General features: G+C 70.1%; 16 protein-coding genes and 1 pseudogene. 6 read left to right on the top strand and 11 right to left on the bottom strand.

Going from position 1 to position 17,769, the window contains the following annotated elements; translation table 11 throughout:
- Window positions 1-59: 59 nt before the first annotated feature.
- The gene (locus OG766_RS15520; protein ID WP_328725587.1) at window positions 60-2,513 is read right to left on the bottom strand and encodes an HAD-IC family P-type ATPase; all 2,454 of its coding nucleotides are present in this window, start codon (window positions 2,511-2,513) and stop codon (window positions 60-62) included.
- Window positions 2,514-2,682: 169 nt separating this feature from the next.
- Window positions 2,683-2,943, bottom strand: coding sequence for a DUF2530 domain-containing protein (locus tag OG766_RS15515; RefSeq protein WP_266379370.1), 261 nt, complete (start codon window positions 2,941-2,943; stop codon window positions 2,683-2,685).
- A gap of 187 nt (window positions 2,944-3,130) precedes the next feature.
- Between OG766_RS15515 and OG766_RS15510 the strand changes: the two genes are divergently transcribed.
- Entirely contained in the window at window positions 3,131-4,597 is a 1,467-nt protein-coding gene (locus OG766_RS15510; protein WP_266379367.1) for an NCS2 family permease, read from the top strand.
- Between the two features lie 41 nt (window positions 4,598-4,638).
- On the opposite strand, the gene OG766_RS15505 is transcribed toward OG766_RS15510, so the two are convergent.
- Complete coding sequence (locus OG766_RS15505; RefSeq protein WP_266379364.1) at window positions 4,639-4,839, bottom strand: ribbon-helix-helix protein, CopG family; 201 nt, start codon at window positions 4,837-4,839, stop codon at window positions 4,639-4,641.
- A 131-nt stretch (window positions 4,840-4,970) separates the two neighbouring features.
- On the opposite strand from OG766_RS15505, the gene OG766_RS15500 reads away from it, so the two are divergent.
- From OG766_RS15500 to thpR, 3 genes are all read left to right on the top strand, one after another.
- Window positions 4,971-5,408 (top strand): MarR family winged helix-turn-helix transcriptional regulator, encoded by a 438-nt coding sequence (locus OG766_RS15500; protein WP_266379362.1) that lies wholly within the window; start codon window positions 4,971-4,973, stop codon window positions 5,406-5,408.
- A 25-nt stretch (window positions 5,409-5,433) separates the two neighbouring features.
- Window positions 5,434-6,813 carry an MFS transporter gene (locus OG766_RS15495; protein ID WP_328725586.1) on the top strand — a complete coding sequence of 460 codons (1,380 nt, stop codon included), beginning with the start codon at window positions 5,434-5,436 and terminating at the stop codon, window positions 6,811-6,813.
- Window positions 6,814-7,054: 241 nt separating this feature from the next.
- Window positions 7,055-7,630: an RNA 2',3'-cyclic phosphodiesterase gene (gene thpR, locus OG766_RS15490; RefSeq protein ID WP_266379356.1), complete on the top strand. Its 576-nt coding sequence runs from the start codon at window positions 7,055-7,057 to the stop codon at window positions 7,628-7,630.
- Window positions 7,631-7,913: 283 nt separating this feature from the next.
- Here thpR and OG766_RS15485 read toward each other — a convergent pair whose 3' ends face one another.
- The 6 genes and pseudogenes from OG766_RS15485 to OG766_RS15460 all read right to left on the bottom strand — a co-directional run bounded on the left by OG766_RS15485 (window position 7,914) and on the right by OG766_RS15460 (window position 12,829).
- Window positions 7,914-8,903 carry an aldo/keto reductase gene (locus OG766_RS15485; protein ID WP_266379353.1) on the bottom strand — a complete coding sequence of 330 codons (990 nt, stop codon included), beginning with the start codon at window positions 8,901-8,903 and terminating at the stop codon, window positions 7,914-7,916.
- 55 nt (window positions 8,904-8,958) lie between these two features.
- Window positions 8,959-9,396, bottom strand: a pseudogene (locus OG766_RS15480) (NUDIX hydrolase); the annotation flags it as partial.
- 109 nt (window positions 9,397-9,505) lie between these two features.
- Window positions 9,506-11,107, bottom strand: coding sequence for a DUF1254 domain-containing protein (locus OG766_RS15475; protein ID WP_328725585.1), 1,602 nt, complete (start codon window positions 11,105-11,107; stop codon window positions 9,506-9,508).
- Window positions 11,108-11,237: 130 nt separating this feature from the next.
- Window positions 11,238-11,678 (bottom strand): CBS domain-containing protein, encoded by a 441-nt coding sequence (locus OG766_RS15470; RefSeq protein WP_266379348.1) that lies wholly within the window; start codon window positions 11,676-11,678, stop codon window positions 11,238-11,240.
- A 53-nt stretch (window positions 11,679-11,731) separates the two neighbouring features.
- Window positions 11,732-11,935, bottom strand: coding sequence for an antitoxin (locus OG766_RS15465; protein WP_266379345.1), 204 nt, complete (start codon window positions 11,933-11,935; stop codon window positions 11,732-11,734).
- A 207-nt stretch (window positions 11,936-12,142) separates the two neighbouring features.
- Window positions 12,143-12,829 (bottom strand): GDSL-type esterase/lipase family protein, encoded by a 687-nt coding sequence (locus tag OG766_RS15460; protein ID WP_266379344.1) that lies wholly within the window; start codon window positions 12,827-12,829, stop codon window positions 12,143-12,145.
- Between the two features lie 70 nt (window positions 12,830-12,899).
- Here OG766_RS15460 and OG766_RS15455 point away from each other — a divergent pair, with 70 nt between their 5' ends.
- On the top strand, window positions 12,900-13,928 hold the full coding sequence (locus tag OG766_RS15455; RefSeq protein WP_328725584.1) for a WD40 repeat domain-containing protein: 1,029 nt from the start codon (window positions 12,900-12,902) through the stop codon (window positions 13,926-13,928).
- Between the two features lie 43 nt (window positions 13,929-13,971).
- Window positions 13,972-15,063, top strand: coding sequence for an IS630 family transposase (locus tag OG766_RS15450; protein WP_328725084.1), 1,092 nt, complete (start codon window positions 13,972-13,974; stop codon window positions 15,061-15,063).
- 442 nt (window positions 15,064-15,505) lie between these two features.
- Here the strand turns inward: OG766_RS15450 and OG766_RS15445 are convergent, their stop codons facing one another.
- Both OG766_RS15445 and serC read right to left on the bottom strand, forming a co-directional pair.
- Complete coding sequence (locus tag OG766_RS15445; protein WP_266379339.1) at window positions 15,506-16,168, bottom strand: DUF4360 domain-containing protein; 663 nt, start codon at window positions 16,166-16,168, stop codon at window positions 15,506-15,508.
- 364 nt (window positions 16,169-16,532) lie between these two features.
- The gene (serC, locus tag OG766_RS15440) at window positions 16,533-17,651 is read right to left on the bottom strand and encodes a phosphoserine transaminase (RefSeq protein WP_266379336.1); all 1,119 of its coding nucleotides are present in this window, start codon (window positions 17,649-17,651) and stop codon (window positions 16,533-16,535) included.
- Window positions 17,652-17,769: the final 118 nt, after the last annotated feature.

Raw genomic sequence — 17,769 nt, 5'->3', positions numbered from 1 at the left:
ACAGCGACCGCTGTTTCGGTGAAGAGTAAACCTTCACGTGTTCCCCTCGAACAGGGGAGTCATGCGGGGAACTTGCGGTCCACCCACCGCCACGCGAACTCCAGCACCGCCGCCGCCACCGCGGCGATCGCGACCGCCGCCCACGGCATCGTCGTACCCACCAGCTTCAGCGCGAAGAAGTCCTGCAGCCACGGCACGACCAGCACCACCAGGAAGGCCAGACCCATCGCCGCGACCAGCCCGACCCGCCACCACGTGTAGGGCCGGGCGACGATCGCCAGGACCCACATGGCGACCAGGAAGAGGGTCAGCGTCGCCGCGCTGGTCTCGGCGGCCAGGGCGCCGGCGCCGCTGTAGTGGGAGCGGGCCAGCATGTACGTCAGGAAGGTGCCCGCCGACGCGACGATCCCGCCGGGGATCGCGTACCGCATGACACGGCGTACGAAGTGGGGCTTGGCGCGCTCCTTGTTGGGGGCGAGCGCCAGGAAGAAGGCCGGGATACCGATGGTCAGCGTCGACAGCAGGGTCAGATGACGCGGCAGGAACGGGTACTCGACCTGCGCGCAGACGACCAGGACCGCCAGCAGTACCGAGTAGACCGTCTTCGTCAGGAACAGCGTCGCGACGCGCGTGATGTTGCCGATGACCCGGCGGCCTTCGCCCACCACCGACGGCAGGGTGGCGAAGCTGTTGTTGAGCAGCACGATCTGGGCGACGGCCTTGGTCGCCTCGGAGCCCGAGCCCATGGAGACACCGATGTCGGCGTCCTTGAGAGCGAGCACGTCGTTGACGCCGTCGCCCGTCATCGCGACCGTGTGGCCACGTGACTGGAGCGCGCCGACCATGTCCCGCTTCTGCTGTGGGCTGACCCTGCCGAACACCGCGTTGGCGTCCAGCTCCGCGGCCATCGCCTCCCGCTCCGTGGGGAGCTTGCGGGCGTCCACGGTGTCCGCCGCGCCGGGCAGGCCCAGCTTCCCGGCCACCGCGCTCACCGACACCGCGTTGTCGCCCGAGATGACCTTCGCCGCGACGTCCTGCTCCTCGAAGTAGCGCAGGGTGTCCGAGGCGTCCGGGCGCAGCCGCTGCTCCAGGACGACCAGAGCGGCGGGCCGGGCACCCGCGGCCACGTCGGGGGCGTCGAGCTCGGCCGCGGCCCTGGCGAGCAGCAGCACCCGCAGCCCCTGCTCGTTGAGGCGGTCGACCTCGCCGAGGGCGGTGTCGCCGGGCGGCAGCAGCACGTCCGGCGCGCCGAGCAGCCAGGTCGAGCTCTGCCCGTCGCCCTCGCTGAAGGCGGCGCCGCTGTACTTGCGGGCCGACGAGAACGGCAGCGACTCGGTGCAGCGCCACTCCTCGCTGTCCGGGTAGGCCTCGATGATCGCCTGCAATGAGGCGTTCGGCCGGGGGTCGGACTCGCCGAGCGCGCCGAGCACCTTGCGTACGTACGACTCGTCGCTGCCGTCGACCATGCGCAGCTCGGTGACGTCCATGCCGCCCTCGGTGAGCGTTCCGGTCTTGTCGAGACAGACGACGTCGACCCGGGCCAGGCCCTCGATCGCGGGCAGCTCCTGGACGAGGCACTGCTGGCGGCCGAGCCGGATGACACCGATCGCGAAGGCGACGGAGGTGAGCAGGACGAGGCCCTCGGGGATCATCGGCACGATGCCGCCGACGGTGCGGGCGACCGAGTCCTTGAAGTTGTCGCCCTTCACCACCAGCTGGCTGATGATCAGGCCGAGGGCGGTCGGGATCATCATCCACGTCACGTACTTGAGGATCGTGGAGATGCCGGAGCGCAGCTCGGAGTGGACGAGCGTGAAACGGGAGGCCTCCTCGGCGAGCTGCGCCGCGTACGCCTCCCGGCCGACCTTGGTGGCCGTGAACGCGCCGCCGCCCGCGACGACGAAGCTGCCGGACATCATCCTGTCGCCGCGCTTCTTCACCACCGGGTCGGCCTCACCGGTCAGCAGCGACTCGTCGACCTCCAGGCTGTCCGCCTCGGCGACCTCGCCGTCGACGACGACCTTGTCGCCCGGCCCGAGCTCGATCAGATCACCCAGCACGATCTCGGATGTCGAAACCTCGCCGGAGGCCCCGTCGCGCCGGACGGTGGGTTTCGCCTCGCCGATGACGGCGAGTCCGTCGAGCGTCTTCTTGGCGCGGAGCTCCTGGATGATGCCGATGCCGGTGTTCGCGAGGATCACGAAGCCGAACAAGGTGTCCTGGAACGGCGCGACGAAGAACATGATCACCCACAGCACGCCGATGATCGCGTTGAAGCGGGTGAAGACGTTGCCCCGGACGATGTCGACGGTCGACCGGCTGCTGCGCAGGGGCACGTCGTTGACCTCGCCCCGCGCGATCCGCTCGGCGACCTCCGCGGCGCTGAGCCCTGCGGGCCGGTGCCGTACGGGCGGCGCCACGGGATGGACGGGATCGAGCTCCGCGCCCGCGTCGATGGTCGCCCCGCCGCGGTGCTCGGGTCCGTCGCTGCCCATCTCCGACCGCTGAGTCATGACTTCGACGGTACGGCGGACGCGGGTCGTCCACCCCCCGAGCCGGGTGAACGTCGGGGAGACCTCCGGGTCGGAACCTCGTCGGCGGCTGTCCGGCTGTCCGGCGGCTCGCCTGCCCGGCTGTCCGGCTGCTCGCCCGTCCGGCTGAGCGACTGTCCGGCTGCTCCAGCTACTCCGCGCCGGGTTCCGCCTGCGCGCGCTTGATCGCCGCGTCCCGCTTACGGACGTACCAGATGCCCAGCAGACCCAGGCCCGCACCGGCCAGGCACGTCCACACCCACCAGCCCAGCCCGCGCTCGGTGAACCAGGCGTAGAAGGGGATCTGGACCAGGAAGAGGACGAACCAGAGGATCGTGCCGCCGACGATGGTGCCGACGACCGGCCCCTCCAGGGGCTCGGGTGCCTCGTGCTTGGGGGTCCACTTCGCCATGCGGTCAGTGTAGGCGGGGGCCCACACGCCTCCCGCGCCCCCTCCGTCACGGGCATCTACGCGCGGAGATACCGATCTTCCGGTCATACGTTCATACTGAAGCGGTTTGCGTCCGTCCGGTTTCCGTCGTATGAACGTCCAAGAAGCCGGGGACAAATCACCCCGAACCACTCCGACGAGGTCTCGCATGCCCCCCACGGCCGCCGCTCCTGCGGACGCCCAGAAGCCGCAGCAGCCGGACTCCGGTCCTCGCGCCTTCGACCGGCTCGACCGCTACTTCAAGATCTCCGAGCGCGGCTCCTCGCTCGCCCGGGAGATCCGCGGCGGCTTCGCCACCTTCTTCGCGATGGCGTACATCATCGTGCTGAACCCGATCATCCTCGGCAGCGCGAAGGACATGTACGGGCACCAGCTCGACGGCGGCCAGCTGGTCACCGCGACCGTGCTCACCGCCGCCTTCTCGACCCTGCTCATGGGCGTCATCGGCAACGTCCCGATCGCCCTGGCGGCCGGCCTCGGCGTGAACACCGTCGTCGCCCTCCAGCTCGCCCCGCGGATGAGCTGGCCGGACGCGATGGGCATGGTGGTCCTCGCCGGCTTCGTCGTGATGCTGCTCGTCGCGACGGGCCTGCGCGAACGCGTCATGAACGCCGTGCCGCTCGGCCTGCGCAAGGGCATCGCGATCGGCATCGGCCTCTTCATCATGCTGATCGGCCTCGTCGACTCCGGCTTCGTCTCCCGCATCCCGGACGCCGCCCACACCACCGTCCCGCTCCAGCTCGGCCTCACCGGCCATCTCTCCGGCTGGCCGGTCCTGGTCTTCGTCCTCGGCACGCTGCTCACCCTCGCGCTGATCGTCCGCAAGGTGCCCGGCGCGATCCTGATCTCGATCGTCGTGATGACGGTCGTGGCCGTCGTCATCCAGCTGGTCGCGAACCTTCCCGGCCAGGCATGGGGCCTGACCGTCCCGCAGTGGCCGGGCAACCCGCTGGCGACGCCCGACTTCGGTCTGGTGGGCCAGGTGAGCCTCTTCGGCGGCTTCGAGAAGGTCGGTGTCCTCGCCGGCTCGCTGTTCGTCTTCACCGTGCTGCTGTCCTGCTTCTTCGACGCGATGGGCACGATCCTCGGCGTCGGCGACGAGGCGAAGCTGATGGACGACAAGGGCAACTTCCCCGGCATCAACAAGGTGCTGATCGTCGACGGTGTCGCGGTCGCCGCCGGTGGTGCCGCCTCGGCCTCCGCCAACACCTGCTTCGTGGAGTCCACGGCGGGCGTCGGCGAGGGAGCCCGTACCGGCCTCGCCTCCGTCGTCACGGGCGGGCTCTTCGCGCTGGCGCTGTTCCTGACGCCGCTCGCCACGATGGTGCCGTCCCAGGCCGCGACGCCCGCACTGCTGGCGGTCGGCTTCCTGATCATGGCCGGGTCGGTCAGGGACATCGACTGGAGCGACTTCACGATCGCCGTTCCGGCGTTCCTGGCGATGGTGACGATGCCGTTCACGTACTCGATCACCAACGGCATCGGTATCGGCTTCATCGCCTTCAGCGCGCTGCGCCTGGCGGCGGGGCGCGGCCGCGAGGTGCCCGTGGCGATGTACGTCGTGTCGGCGGTCTTCGTCTTCTACTACCTGATGCCGGCGCTGGGCCTCACCTGATGCCGGCGCTCGGCCTCACCTGAGGCGGCGGACCACCGGGCTCACGTCAGCCCGTAGAACTTCTCCGTCTCGTCGACGGCCGCCTTGAAGCGCTCGTCGAAGTCGTCGCGAATGAGCGTCCGGACCACATAGTCCTGGACGCTCATTCCGCGTTTGGCGGCATGCTGCCGGAGCCGGTCGAGCAGCTCGCCGTCTATGCGCAGGCTGAGCACTGTCGATGCGCCTGATGCTGTCGATGCCATGTCGGCCAGGGTCGCTGGCCGGAACCGATCGGTGCGTCACTTTCCCGGCCCGTCTCACTCATATGGGTGAGCCGTCCGTGTCGGCCGTAACCCGGTGGTAATTAGACTGGGTAATGAGTTACGCTAAAGACATGCCTGACCTGTCCCACGGCGACGACGTCGCCGCCGTGAACGCACTGCGCTCGGCCGTCATGCGGCTGGGCCGACGCCTGAAGCACCAGCGCGTCGACGAATCGCTGAGCCCCACCGAGATGTCGGTGCTCGGCACCCTCGCCCGATGCGGCTCCGCCACCCCCGGTGAGCTGGCCCGCAAGGAGCATGTCCAGCCGCCGTCGATGACCCGCATCGTGGCCCTGCTGGAGGCCAAGGGCCTGGTCCGGCTGGAGCCGCATCCCGACGACCGCCGGCAGAAGGTGGTCAGCCAGACCGAGCAGGCTGAGGTCATGCTCGAAGAGAGCCGCCGCAAGCGGAACGCATGGCTGGCGTCCCTCGCCGAGGGTCTGGACGAGGACGACTGGGCCAAGCTGCGCGCAGCCGCCCCCGTACTGGAGAAGCTCGCGCACCTGTAACCGACCGGCCGAGGAGGCGACACTTTTGAGTTCGGGACCCGGAGCAGACTCCGCACCCGCACCTGACGACAACGACAACGACAACGACACCAACCACGACCACGACAGGACGAGCGGCGCGGCCTCCGGGAGCAAGGCGACGTTCTCCTCGCTCAAGGTCCGCAACTACCGTCTGTTCTTCACCGGAGCGATCGTCTCCAACACGGGCACCTGGATGGCCCGGATCACCCAGGACTGGCTCGTCCTGTCCCTCACGGGCTCCTCCGCGGCCGTCGGCATCACCACCGCCCTGCAGTTCCTGCCCATGCTGCTGTTCGGTCTGTACGGCGGAGTCATCGCCGACCGCTACCCCAAGCGGCGCCTGCTGCTTTTCAGCCAGGCAGCCCTCGGCATGTGCGGGCTCGCGCTCGCCGTCCTCACGCTCTCCGGCCAGATCCAGGTCTGGCACGTCTACCTGATCGCGTTCCTGCTCGGCATGGTCACGGTCGTCGACAACCCGACCCGGCAGGCCTTCGTCTCCGAGATGGTCGGCCCCCGGCACCTGCGCAACGCCGTCAGCCTGAACTCCGCGAACTTCCAGTCGGCGCGACTGATCGGCCCCGCCGTCGCCGGTGTGCTGATCACGGCCGTCGGCAGCGGCTGGGCGTTCCTGCTGAACGGACTGTCCTTCCTCGCGCCCATCGCCGGACTGCTGCTGATGCGCACGAGCGAGCTGCACAGGACCGAGCGGGCGCCGCGCGGCAAGGGCCAGCTCCGGGAGGGGCTCACGTACGTCGCCGGGCGGCCCGAGCTGATCTGGCCGATCGTGCTCGTCGGCTTCATCGGTACGTTCGCGTTCAACTTCCCGATCTGGCTGACCGCGTTCGCCGACAAGGTCTTCCACGCGGGGGCCGGTACGTACGGCATGTTCAACACGCTGATGGCGGTCGGCTCGCTCGCGGGCGCCCTGCTGTCCGCCCGCCGTGGCTCGTCCCGGCTGCGGATGCTGGTCGGCGCGGCGGCGCTGTTCGGCGCGCTGGAGATCACGGCCGCGCTCTCGCCGTCCTTCTGGCTCTTCGCGGCGCTGCTCGTCCCGATCGGCATGATGGGCCTGACGGTCAACGTCACGGCGAACTCGTCCGTCCAGATGGCCACGGATCCGGCGATGCGCGGCCGGGTGATGAGCCTCTACATGATGGTCTTCGTCGGCGGTACGCCGCTGGGCGCACCGATCGTCGGCTGGCTCACGGACACGTACGGGGCCCGTGTCGGCTTCGCGGCGGGCGGTGCCGTCGCGATCGTCGCCGCCGCGGCGATCGGACTGATCCTGGTGCGGGTCGGCGGCCTCCGCGTGAAGGTGGACCTGCGCCCCGGCCGCCCGCACCTGCGGGTCGTCCCCCGCGAGCGCCTGACAGCCGCGGCCTGACAGCCGAGGCCCGACACCCGGCCCGGCGCCGGCTCGGTTCCGCCGCCGCCGGGCGCGACCGGACCGCGGGGGCGGCGACCGGATGCTGCCGATACCCGCTCCGGCGTGGGCTGCCCGGCCCGGCTCCGGCCCGATGCGCCGCCGGTGTCCGCTCCGGGCTCCGCGGACCGGTTCCGACCGGACCGGCCCGGTGTTCGCCGTGCCGGAGACCGGTGGCGGGGAACGCTGCGAGACTCGGGGCATGAGACTCTTCGCCGCCGTGATGCCGCCCGAGGAGGCCCTGCGCGAGCTGGGGCATGCCGTGGACCGGGTGCACCGGATGCCGGACGCGGACGGGTTGCGCTGGACCGGGCGGCCCGGGTGGCACTTCACCCTCGCCTTCATGGGCGAGGTCGACGAGAAGCTGCTGCCCGACCTGCACGAACGGCTCGGCCGGGCCGCGCACCGCAGCGAGGAGTTCCCGCTGCGACTCCACGGCGGCGGGCACTTCGGCCGGCGGACGCTCTGGGTGGGCGCCGCCGGCGGGCTCGACGCCATGCGCCTGCTGGCCGAGCGGGCGGAGGCGGCGGCCCGGCGTGCCGGGGTCCCCATGGACGAGCACCGCAGCTATCACGCCCATCTGACCATCGCCCGCACCCGCACCGACACGGATCTGCGCCCCTACGCCGACGCCCTGCACTCCTTCGAGGGCGCCCCGTGGACCGTGTCCCGGCTGCTCCTGGTCCGCAGCAACCTCCCCGGCGGCGGCGCGGCCGGTGCGCAGCCGCGCTACGAGGAGGTCGGGAGCTGGCCGCTCGGGCGGGCGGCGACGGACTGAGCGAGGGACAGGGGCCGAGGGATGGGGCGACCCGCGGGCGGGAGAGCCGGAGCGGGCGGTTACGCTCGACGGGTGGACCCGAAGACCCGAAACCGGATCATGGCCGGTGTGCTCGTGCTGATGTTCGCCATCGTCGCGGTGGCCTCGGCGCTCGGAGGCTGAGCGCCCCGGGCGGCCGTGCCCAGGGCGCCGGCCGGTGGCCGCCGCCCCTGCCGAAGGGGCGACGGCCACCGTACGTCGTACGCCCCTACCCGACCACGCCTACCCGATCAGGCCTCCTCGATCACCAGGCGAAGGCCTCAGGCGACGGCCCGGGACCGGGGAAGATCTCGTCCAGGCCGGTCAGCACGTCCTCGCTCAGCTCCAGCTCCAGGGCGCGCAGCGCGCTCTCCAGCTGCTCGGTGGTGCGCGGTCCGACGATCGGGCCGGTGACCCCGGGCCGGGTCAGCAGCCACGCGAGCGCCGTCTCGCCCGGCTCCAGCCCGTGCTTGTCGAGGAGGTCCTCGTACGCCTGCACCTGCGCGCGCACCGAGCTGTTGGCCAGCGCGTCCGCCGACCGCCCGGAGGCCCGGCGCCCGCCCTCGACCTCCTTCTTGATCACTCCGCCGAGGAGCCCGCCGTGCAGCGGGGACCAGGGGATCACCCCGAGGCCGTACTCCTGGGCGGCCGGGATGACCTCCATCTCGGCGCGCCGCTCGGCGAGGTTGTACAGGCACTGCTCGCTGACCAGGCCGACGGACCCGCGCCGGGCCGCCGTCTCGTTGGCCTGGGCGATCTTGTAGCCGGGGAAGTTCGAGGAGCCCGCGTACAGCACCTTCCCCTGCTGGATCAGCACGTCGACCGCCTGCCAGATCTCCTCGAAGGTGGTGCTGCGGTCGATGTGGTGGAACTGGTAGACGTCGATGTGGTCCGTCTGCAGCCGCTTGAGGCTGGCCTCCACGGCCCGCCGGATGTTCAGCGCCGAGAGCTTGTCGTGGTTGGGCCACGGGTCGCCGTCGCCGGCCATGTTCGCGTACACCTTCGTGGCCAGGACGGTCTTGTCCCGGCGGCCGCCGCCCTGGGCGAACCAGGTGCCGATGATCTCCTCGGTGCGGCCCTTGTTCTCACCCCACCCGTAGACATTGGCCGTGTCCACGAAGTTCAGACCCGCGTCGAGGGCGGCGTCCATGATCGCGTGGCTTGTGGGTTCGTCAGTCTGCGGACCGAAGTTCATCGTGCCGAGGACGAGTCGGCTGACCTTGAGGCCCGTGCGTCCGAGCTGCGTGTACTTCATGTGTCCCAAGCCAACTGCTTCGAGTCCACTCCAGGCAAGAGCGGCTCGGCCGGCTTCAGTGGTCCGTGTGTACTCCGGCCAGCAGTTCCGCGAGGTCGGGCGGCCACAACGCGTCCGGTGACGCGGCGAGTTCCTCCGGCGTCCACCAGCGCCAGCCCAGGATCCCGTCGTCGGCGTGTGCGGCGGCGAGTCCGTCCAGGGGTTCGCGGCGGGGACCGGAGGACAGGTAGATGTGCTCGTGCTGGTGCACCTGGATGCCGGCGCGGGTGAAGTCGTGCTCCCAGGTGCACAGCAGCTCCCCGGGCTCCAGGTCCGTCCAGCCGGTCTCCTCGCGCAGCTCGCGCAGGGCGCCCTCGCGGGGAGTCTCCCCGGCGTCCAGCCCGCCGCCGGGCATGGCCCAGTGGACGCCCGCCCCCGGGTTGTCGTAACGGAAGAGGAAGACGGCGCCTTCGGGATCGATCACGGCAACTCGGGCTGCCCGCCGGGAAGTACGCATCCCGGCAGGCTCATTCATTCGACCTCGGTCCACTCGTTCATTCCACCTCGGGCCAGTCGTTCATCTCACCTCGCGCCACTGCGTCATTCCGCCTCGCGCCACTCCGTCATTCCACCTCGGTCCACTCGCCTCTTCCGCCCACGCGGTTGAGCGGCGGGCACTCCCAGGTCGCGTCCACCACCTCGCGGTGCGGGCGGTACATGCGCAGGATGACGAACCAGGTGCCGCTGTCCGGCGTGGGCAGCCAGTTCGCTTCGCGGCCCACGTCCGGTGAGGTGGGCTGCAGATGGAGGGTGAGACCGCCGTCGGGGTCCATGGTGAGCCCGGGAGTACGGTCCCCGACCGAGTAGCGGTCGGCCGGGTTCGGGATCAGGTTCATGTCCTCGTCGTAGGCCGACAGCGACCAGAAGGCGTCGACGGGCGGCAGGGCGCCGGGGGCGAAGCGCAGCTCGTAGTGGCCGTCCGACAGCTTGTTCCCTTCCGCGTCGTCGTAGTTGAGCAGATAGACCGCCTCGTCGGGGTCGTTGGCGGTGATACCCGCCAGCGACTGGTCGGCGGCGCGCTTGAGGAAGTCGTCACCGAAGCGGCCCATCTCGGGCGGTGGATAGCGCCAGCCGTTCACCACCTGTGCCCACTCGCCGCCGAGCATCTGCTGCTTGAGCATCGAGACGCCGACGGCCGCGGCCCGGATCAGGCTCCGCTTGACCACCGGCGGCTGGGCCTCGACATCGAGACCGGGACCGATGCCGACCTCGGCGAACTGCCGGAGCAGGATCCTGTGGTGGGCGGGCGGCGGGTTCTCGGCCAGCATGGCGTTGAGCGTCTTCCACGGCCCGAGCGGGTCCTGCTCGACGTCGACCGGCTCCAGCACGTCACGGCGCGCCGGGAGGGTCGCCAGGTCCGCCCCCTCACCGCCCTTGCCGCGCCTGCCGGCCCTGCCCGCCCTCTCGAAGGAGCTGAGCGGAGTGAGCCGGTAACGGGCCTGGAGCGCCTGCACGGCGGGCACGTCGCCCACACCGTCGACGAGTGTCCTGCCGAGGATCAGGATCCACGGACTCGGCGCGGTCGCCACCCGCCGCACACCGTCCGGGAGCTTTCCGCCCCACTCCGGGCCGACGATCGCGAAATGGCCCGCGCCGGATCCCGTGGTGCGCTGACCGATGTAGTCGAAGTTGTCGGAGGTGATGCCCATCAGCTCGAAGGCGAAGTAGCGATCACCCATGTCCGGGTGCGAGAGGATGACCGGCTCGTCGGTGAGGTCCACCCACGCGGTCGAGTACAGGGTGTCGTTGTTCGGGCAACCACCGTCCCGGTACGAGGCGTCCAGCAGGCGCTGCGCGTGCCAGAAGTGGTTGACCGCGGCGTACGGCACCGTCGCCGGGTCACGCGGCCGGGTCACCCACTGGTGGCGCAGCCGGGCGTTGTAGATGTACGGGAAGCCGTACACGAACGCCTGCTCGCCCAGGGTGTACGCGTACTCCCCGCGCCAGTCCCCGACCCGCCCGGTCAGGATCGGCGTCACGGCCTGCCGGACCAGGGGCAGCGTCTGCGGAAGATGCCGGACCCGGTCCATCACCGCCTGTGGATGGCGTACGGCATGCGCCGCGGCCCGTCCCGTCGCCGTCGCGGCCCGGCCGATCGAGGCCGCGGCCCCGGCGACTTCGCCCTGCATCCGCCGCAGCGGACGGTCATGCGCAGTTTCGGACATGACAGCATGTCCCTCCTGCTCGGAACTGTCCTGGATCCGTGCGGCCGCGCGCCCCGCCCGTCACCACGATGCCGTGGTGCTTCGATCCCTCAGGGGACCCCCACGGCATCGAGGCATTGCGGACGGCCGACTAGGCGTTCGCGTACACCCGGGTCGCGAACTCGGCGATCTGTGCGTCCGTGAGGTTCTTGGCGAGATTGGCCTCCGTGATCATGCCGACCAGCTGGTGCCCCTGCTGTACGTCGATCACCGGCAGGCGCTTGACCTGGTGCTGCTCCATCGTCGACAGAGCGAGGTCGGCGCCCGCGCTCGCGTCGATCCAGTGCAGTTCTCCGGCGAGGGAGCCGGCCTGGACCGTCGCGGGGTCGACGCCTTCGGCGCAGCACTGGACGACGATGTCGCGGTCGGTGATCAGGCCCGTGAGCCTGTTGTTGTCGCCGCAGATCGGCAGAGCGCCGACGTTGAGATCGCGCATCATCTTCGCGGCGTCCTGCAGCGACTGGTGCGCGCCGACGCACTGGACTCCGCTGGTCATGATGTCGCGAGCGGTGAGCTGGGTGTTCCCGGTCATGGTTGCCTTCCGTTACGTCAGGACTTCCGTCGGGAGCTCCGACAGGACCTGCGTCAGGACGCCGGCGGCGGGTTCTGGCCCGGACCGGGCTGGTCTCCGCCGAACTGGTCCTTCAGCTTGTCCTGGGCGGTGTCGACGTGGCCCTTGTACTTGCCCTGGGTCCTGTCGTCGATCATGTCTCCGCTCTTGTCGACGCCCTTCGAGGCCTGGTCCTCGTGGCCCTTCAGCATCTGCTTGAGCTTGTCCATCACGGACATGGGCAGTCCTCCTTGCCGTGTACCCCCGCTCCCTCCAGGGTCACCTCACCTCGCGCGGTTCGCATCCGCGCGGGTGGTCACCCGTACGGCGGAGCGGCGGGCGACGGAGTCGCCGGGGTCATCGGTGACCGGCGGATCGGTGATCGACGGATCCGTGACCGGCAGGTGGAGCGGCGGCGGAACCCGGTCCGGTGCCGGGTGCCGTGTCTAGGCCGCCGGCTCGTACGGGCCGCCCAGGTCCCATGCCTGGTGCATCGCGGTGGCGAAGGACGCGGCCAGCTTGTGTTCCCCGGAGGGGCCCGGGTGGGTGCCGTCGTAGGTGTCGGAGTGGATGTCGTACGACTCGGGCGTGGACGCCAGCAGTATCGGCGAGACGGGCGAGTCGAGGTCCGCGACCGTCTTGGCGAGGAGTTCGTTGAAGCGGTCGCACTCGGCGGCGAAGGGGGCGTCGGACAGCGCCCGGACATTGGGGATGACGGGCATCAGGACGGCCCGCACACGGGGGTTCGCCTCGCGGGCCGCGGCGATGAACGCGCGGGCGTTCAGAGCGGTCTGCGTGCTGTTGGTGTAGAAGCCGAGGTCTATCAGGCCCAGCGAGACGAGCAGTACGTCCGCCTTCGTCGTGGTCACCGTCTCCCGGATCAGCGGCGCCATGTGCAGCCAGCCCTCGCCCCAGCCCGCCAGGTGCTTGCGGGCGCGGTCCGGGAAGGCCGGGTCGGCGTAGACGGTCGAGACGGGGGCGTCGGCGGCGGTGTCGTACAGCTCGGTACGAGGGCCGACGATCCGGTACGGGCCGCCGAAGGAGCGGTTGAGGTGCTGCCACATCCGGTAGCGCCAGGTGAAGTCGCCGGCGCGTCCGATGGTCATGGAGTCACCGACGAACATGAAACGCATGGGGGTAATGATGGCCGACCCCCGCCGGGCGGGGCCCCGGCCCGTGACGTGACGATGGACACTTGGGGGCATGCGTTCGTTGCGTACGACTCGGGCGGCCGTCGTCGCCGCCTCCCTGGTGGTCCTGGCGGCCGCCGCACCCACCGCATCCACCGCGTCCGCTGCGCCCGCCGCGTCCGCGTCCGCCGCCGACGACGCCGGCGGCGGTTTCACGATCAAGGATCCGCGGATCACGGAGTCCAGTGGTCTCGCGGCGAGCCGTGCCCACCCGGGCGTGTACTGGACGCACAACGACCAGGACTCACCATGCGTCTTCGCGATCGACTCCAGGACCGGCGAGACCGTCGCGACGGTCACGCTCCAGGGCGTCGGCAGGCCCCGCGACATGGAGGCCATCTCGGTCGGGCCCGACGGCGACGTCTACGTGGGCGACATCGGCGACAACGCGAACGGCAGCTGGGACCACGTCTGGATCTACCGCTTCCCCGAGCCGCGCAAGCTGCGGGACGTCACCGTCCACGCCACCCAGTACACGGTGCGGTACGCGGACGGAGCGCGGAACGCCGAGGCGATGATGGTCCATCCGAAGACCGGCCGGGTCTACATCGCCAGCAAGAACGAGGACGGCGGCGGGCTCTACGAGGGCCCGGCGCGGCTGGTGACGGGCGGGACGAACGTCTTCCGCCGGATCGGGGAGGTGCCGTGGGTGACGGACGGCGCGTTCTCGCCCGACGGCAAGGAGCTGGTGCTCCGCTCGTACTTCAGCGCGCGCGGCTATGTGTGGCGCGACGGACGGCTCGGCGCCGACCGCCATGTCAGCGCGCCCCTGCAGGGGCAGTCCGAGTCGGTGACGTACACGACGGACGGCAAGGCGCTGATGTTCGGGACGGAGGGTGACCGGAGCGAGGTCGTACGCCGGGGCGTCGGCGAGGACGACGCGAAGGGGCCGGACGAGAAGTCGCCGTCCGGTTCCGGGGAGGCGGGTTCCGCCGCGCCGGACGGCGACGACGGCGGCAAGGGGTTCGCCGTGCCGACGGGAGCGCTCGTCGCCGTGGTGGTCGCGGCCCTCGTGCTCCGCTCCCGCCGACGCCGGTCCTAGTCTGCTGAGTCAGGAGTTCTGTTCAGATATGTAGGCTTGCCTCATGGCGCGGACGGGGCGGCCGAAGGCCGAGTTGAGACTGTCGGATGAGGAGCGGGCTGCACTCGAGGGGTGGGTGCGGCGTCGTTCCACGCCGCAGGCGTGGGCCTTGCGGTGTCGGATCATCCTGGCGTGTGCCGAGGGTGCCTCGAACAAGGATGTGGCGGCCCGGCTGGGTTCCACGCCTCATGCGGTGGGCCGTTGGCGGTCCCGCTTTGTGCAGTACCGGATCGCCGGCCTGGGTGACATGCCGCGTCCGGGCGGACCCAGGACGGTGACGGACGAGCAGGTCGCCGCGGTGGTCACGAAAACACTGGAGTCCACGCCGAAGAACGCAACACACTGGTCGACTCGGTCGATGGCGAAGGAGGTGGGCCTGTCGCAGTCGTCGGTGTCACGGATCTGGCGGGCGTTCGGACTGCAGCCGCATCGGTCGGAGACCTTCAAACTGTCAACCGATCCGTACTTCGTCGACAAGGTCCACGACGTCGTGGGGCTTTACCTGGACCCGCCCGAGCGGGCGTTGGTGTTCTGCGTGGATGAGAAATCGCAGATCCAGGCCCTGGACAGGTCCCAGCCCGTGCTGCCGATGATGCCCGGGGTTCCCGAGCGGGCGACCCACGACTACGTCCGCTCCGGGACCACCACACTGTTCGCGGCCCTGGAGGTCGCCACCGGCAAAGTCATCGGCTCGCTGCACCGCCGACACCGCGCCGAGGAGTTCAAGAAGTTCCTGGTCAAGCTCGACAAGGAAGTGCCCGCCGGCCTGGATGTCCACCTGATCTGCGACAACTACGCCACCCACAAGACACCCGCCATCAAGAAGTGGCTGCTGGCCCATCCCCGGTTCCACCTGCACTTCACACCGACGGGCTCATCCTGGCTCAACCTCGTCGAGCGATGGTTCGCCGAACTCACCAACAAGCAGATACGGCGAGGCGTCCACAGATCCGTCCAAGCCCTGGAGAAGGACATCCGCAACTGGATCGCAGCCTGGAACACCGACCCGAAGCCCTACGTCTGGACCAAGACAGCCGACGAGATCCTCGAACGCCTTGCCTCATATCTGAACAGAATTCCCGACTCAGAAGACTAGGTCGTGTCTGACAAATAGCGCCGTCCGCCCGCAGGGCGGGGCGTGCGGCGTCCGGTGCGTGCAATCGCAAGGCGGTGGGGGTGCCCCCGGCCGAAGGCTGGGGGAGGGCATCCTCGTACTGGACGTACTTGGATGGCTCCGACAACGCAGCGTGGGGGCACCTCCCGTGCCCGAAGGGCTACGGGGGAGTGCGTGCCGGGCGTCGCGCGCCAGGCGGGATTTGTCAGACACGGCCTAGTACGTTCCCGGCCGGTCTCCCCGCCCGGTTCCGCAGCCGGTCCTGCCCCGCCCCGGCCGGTCCCGGGGCGGGCCCGAGGCGTGTCCGTCCGGTCGACGGTCCGTGGAGGGGTGGGCCCGCGAGCGGCGCGGGCCCACCCGGTGGGAGGGACGCCGGCCGTGGGAGTCCGGCCGGCGCCACCCCGCTTCACGGCAGGCGGTCCGCCTACGCCGGGCACTCCTTCCACGCCAGGCGGTAGACGGTGTTGATCTCACCGTCTGTCGAGTCCATCGTGATGAAGCTCGTCTTCGAGGCGCTGGACGTACCCGCCTTGATCCGCAGCTCGGTGTTGATGTTGAAGTTCCGCTTCACCCCGCAGGGCGCCCAGACCAGCTGGCCCCACTCGGTCTCGTCGGTGGCCTGCCAGTTGTTGTCGTACGGCCCGGCGAAGGGGTGGTTCCTGGCGGCGGTGTCGGGCGAGCCCTGGAAGTAGTACGAGGCCTTCTGGATGGCGGTGGCGCCGCGCTCCAGGCTCGCGTACCCGCGGTAGTCCGCGCTGGCGACGGCGTACGTGAAGCCGCTCGGGACGTGGACGATCAGGTTGAGCTGGCAGTTCTTGCGGAAGTCGGTGGGTGACGCGCCCCCGCCGACCTGGGCGAGGTAGTCGCTGTAGGTGACGGTGAAGGCGGTGTTGTCCGGGGACACGGCGACGGCGGCGGTGCCCTGACGGCAGCCCGAACCGTTCACCGTCGCGACCTCGATGACGATCTTGTCGGGCGGTGCGGTGATGGCGGCGTTCGCGCTGGTGGTGTTGCCGGCGACGAGCGTGGAGGCGAGGACCGCCGTGAGGGCAGCGCTCGCGCGTAAGGCATGGGGCGTTCGGGACATGGTGCGCACTCCGTTCGATGGAGGGAGAGGGAGGTGCTCGGTGGCCTTGCGTGACATGAACCGTGGGGGGTCCAGCCGATCCCATGTCCCGCCCCGGACGGACGACCGCGAGGAAACTGTTGAGGCGTGAACATGCCAACTGCAGCGGATCGCTTGGATCGTAGGGACCAACTCCGGCGCCGGATAGGGCGGTTATCAGCCGTACCTACACGGCAGCTGCACGCCACCTCCACGTAACGGTCACTTCGTGTGCGCGGCCGGGGACCCCTCGGCGCAACCCGGCTGCCGGGCGGCGGCACGCGAAAGGGCCCGGCGGCATACCCCCGCCGGGCCCTTCCACTTACCGTCGTTCGACGTCCGACGTCTACAGCTTCTCGATCACGTAGTCCACGCAGGCCGTCAGCGCCTGCACGTCCGCCGGGTCGATCGCCGGGAACATCGCGATCCGCAGCTGGTTGCGGCCCAGCTTGCGGTACGGCTCGGTGTCCACGATCCCGTTCGCCCGCAGCACCTTCGCGACCGCCGCCGCGTCGATGTCGTCCGAGAAGTCGATCGTGCCGATGACCTGCGACCGCTGCGCCGGTTCTGCGACGAACGGCGTCGCGTACTTGGACTCCTCGGCCCAGCCGTACAGGGTGCGCGCGGAGGTCGCGGTGCGGCGTACCGCCCAGTCCAGGCCGCCCTGGCCGTTGAACCACTTCAGCTGCTCGTTGAGGAGGAACAGGGTCGACAGCGCCGGGGTGTTGTACGTCTGGTTCTTCAGCGAGTTGTCGATCGCGGTCGGCAGGCTGAAGAACTCCGGGACGTGACGGCCGGAGCCGTGGACGCGGGCGGCCCGCTCCAGCGCGGCGGGCGAGAACACGCCGATCCACAGGCCGCCGTCCGAGGCGAAGGACTTCTGCGGCGCGAAGTAGTAGACGTCGGTCTCGGCGATGTCGACCGGAAGGCCGCCGGCGCCGGACGTGGCGTCGACGAGCACGAGCGCGCCCTCGTCGGCTCCCTCGACCCGCTTCAGGGGGGCGGCGACACCGGTGGAGGTCTCGTTGTGGGTGAGGGCGTAGACGTCGACACCCGCCTCCGCGCGGGGCTCCGGGTGCGTACCCGGGTCGGAGGAGATCACGGTCGGCTCGGCCAGCCACGGGGCGAGCTTGGCCGCCTTCGCGAACTTCGACGAGAACTCGCCGAAGGACAGGTGCTGCGACTTGTTCTCGATGAGCCCGTGCGTCGCGATGTCCCAGAAGGCGGTGGAGCCGCCGTTGCCGAGGATCACCTCGTAACCCTCGGGGAGGGAGAACAGCTCGCGCACGCCGTCGCGCACCGCGCCGACCAGGTTCTTGACCGGGGCCTGGCGGTGGGAGGTACCGAGCAGAGACGCACCGGTGGCGGCCAGGGCGTCGAGCGCCTCCGTACGCACCTTGGAGGGTCCGGCGCCGAAACGACCGTCGGCGGGCTTGATGTCAGCGGGAATCTGAATATCGGCCACGAGCCGGAGCCTAGTCGTTTTCGCCAGGTCACCGGGCCCGTTGTCCGGCGGATGAGACAAGCGATCACTGATCGGGACGCCTTTTCCGTGCCGTCCACGCGTCACCCGATCGAGGTGG

Source organism: Streptomyces sp. NBC_00259 (assembly GCF_036181745.1).
Lineage (GTDB): Bacteria > Actinomycetota > Actinomycetes > Streptomycetales > Streptomycetaceae > Streptomyces > Streptomyces pratisoli.
Note: the sequence above shows the minus strand (reverse complement) of the source record. Positions and strands in the feature narration are given on the sequence as shown.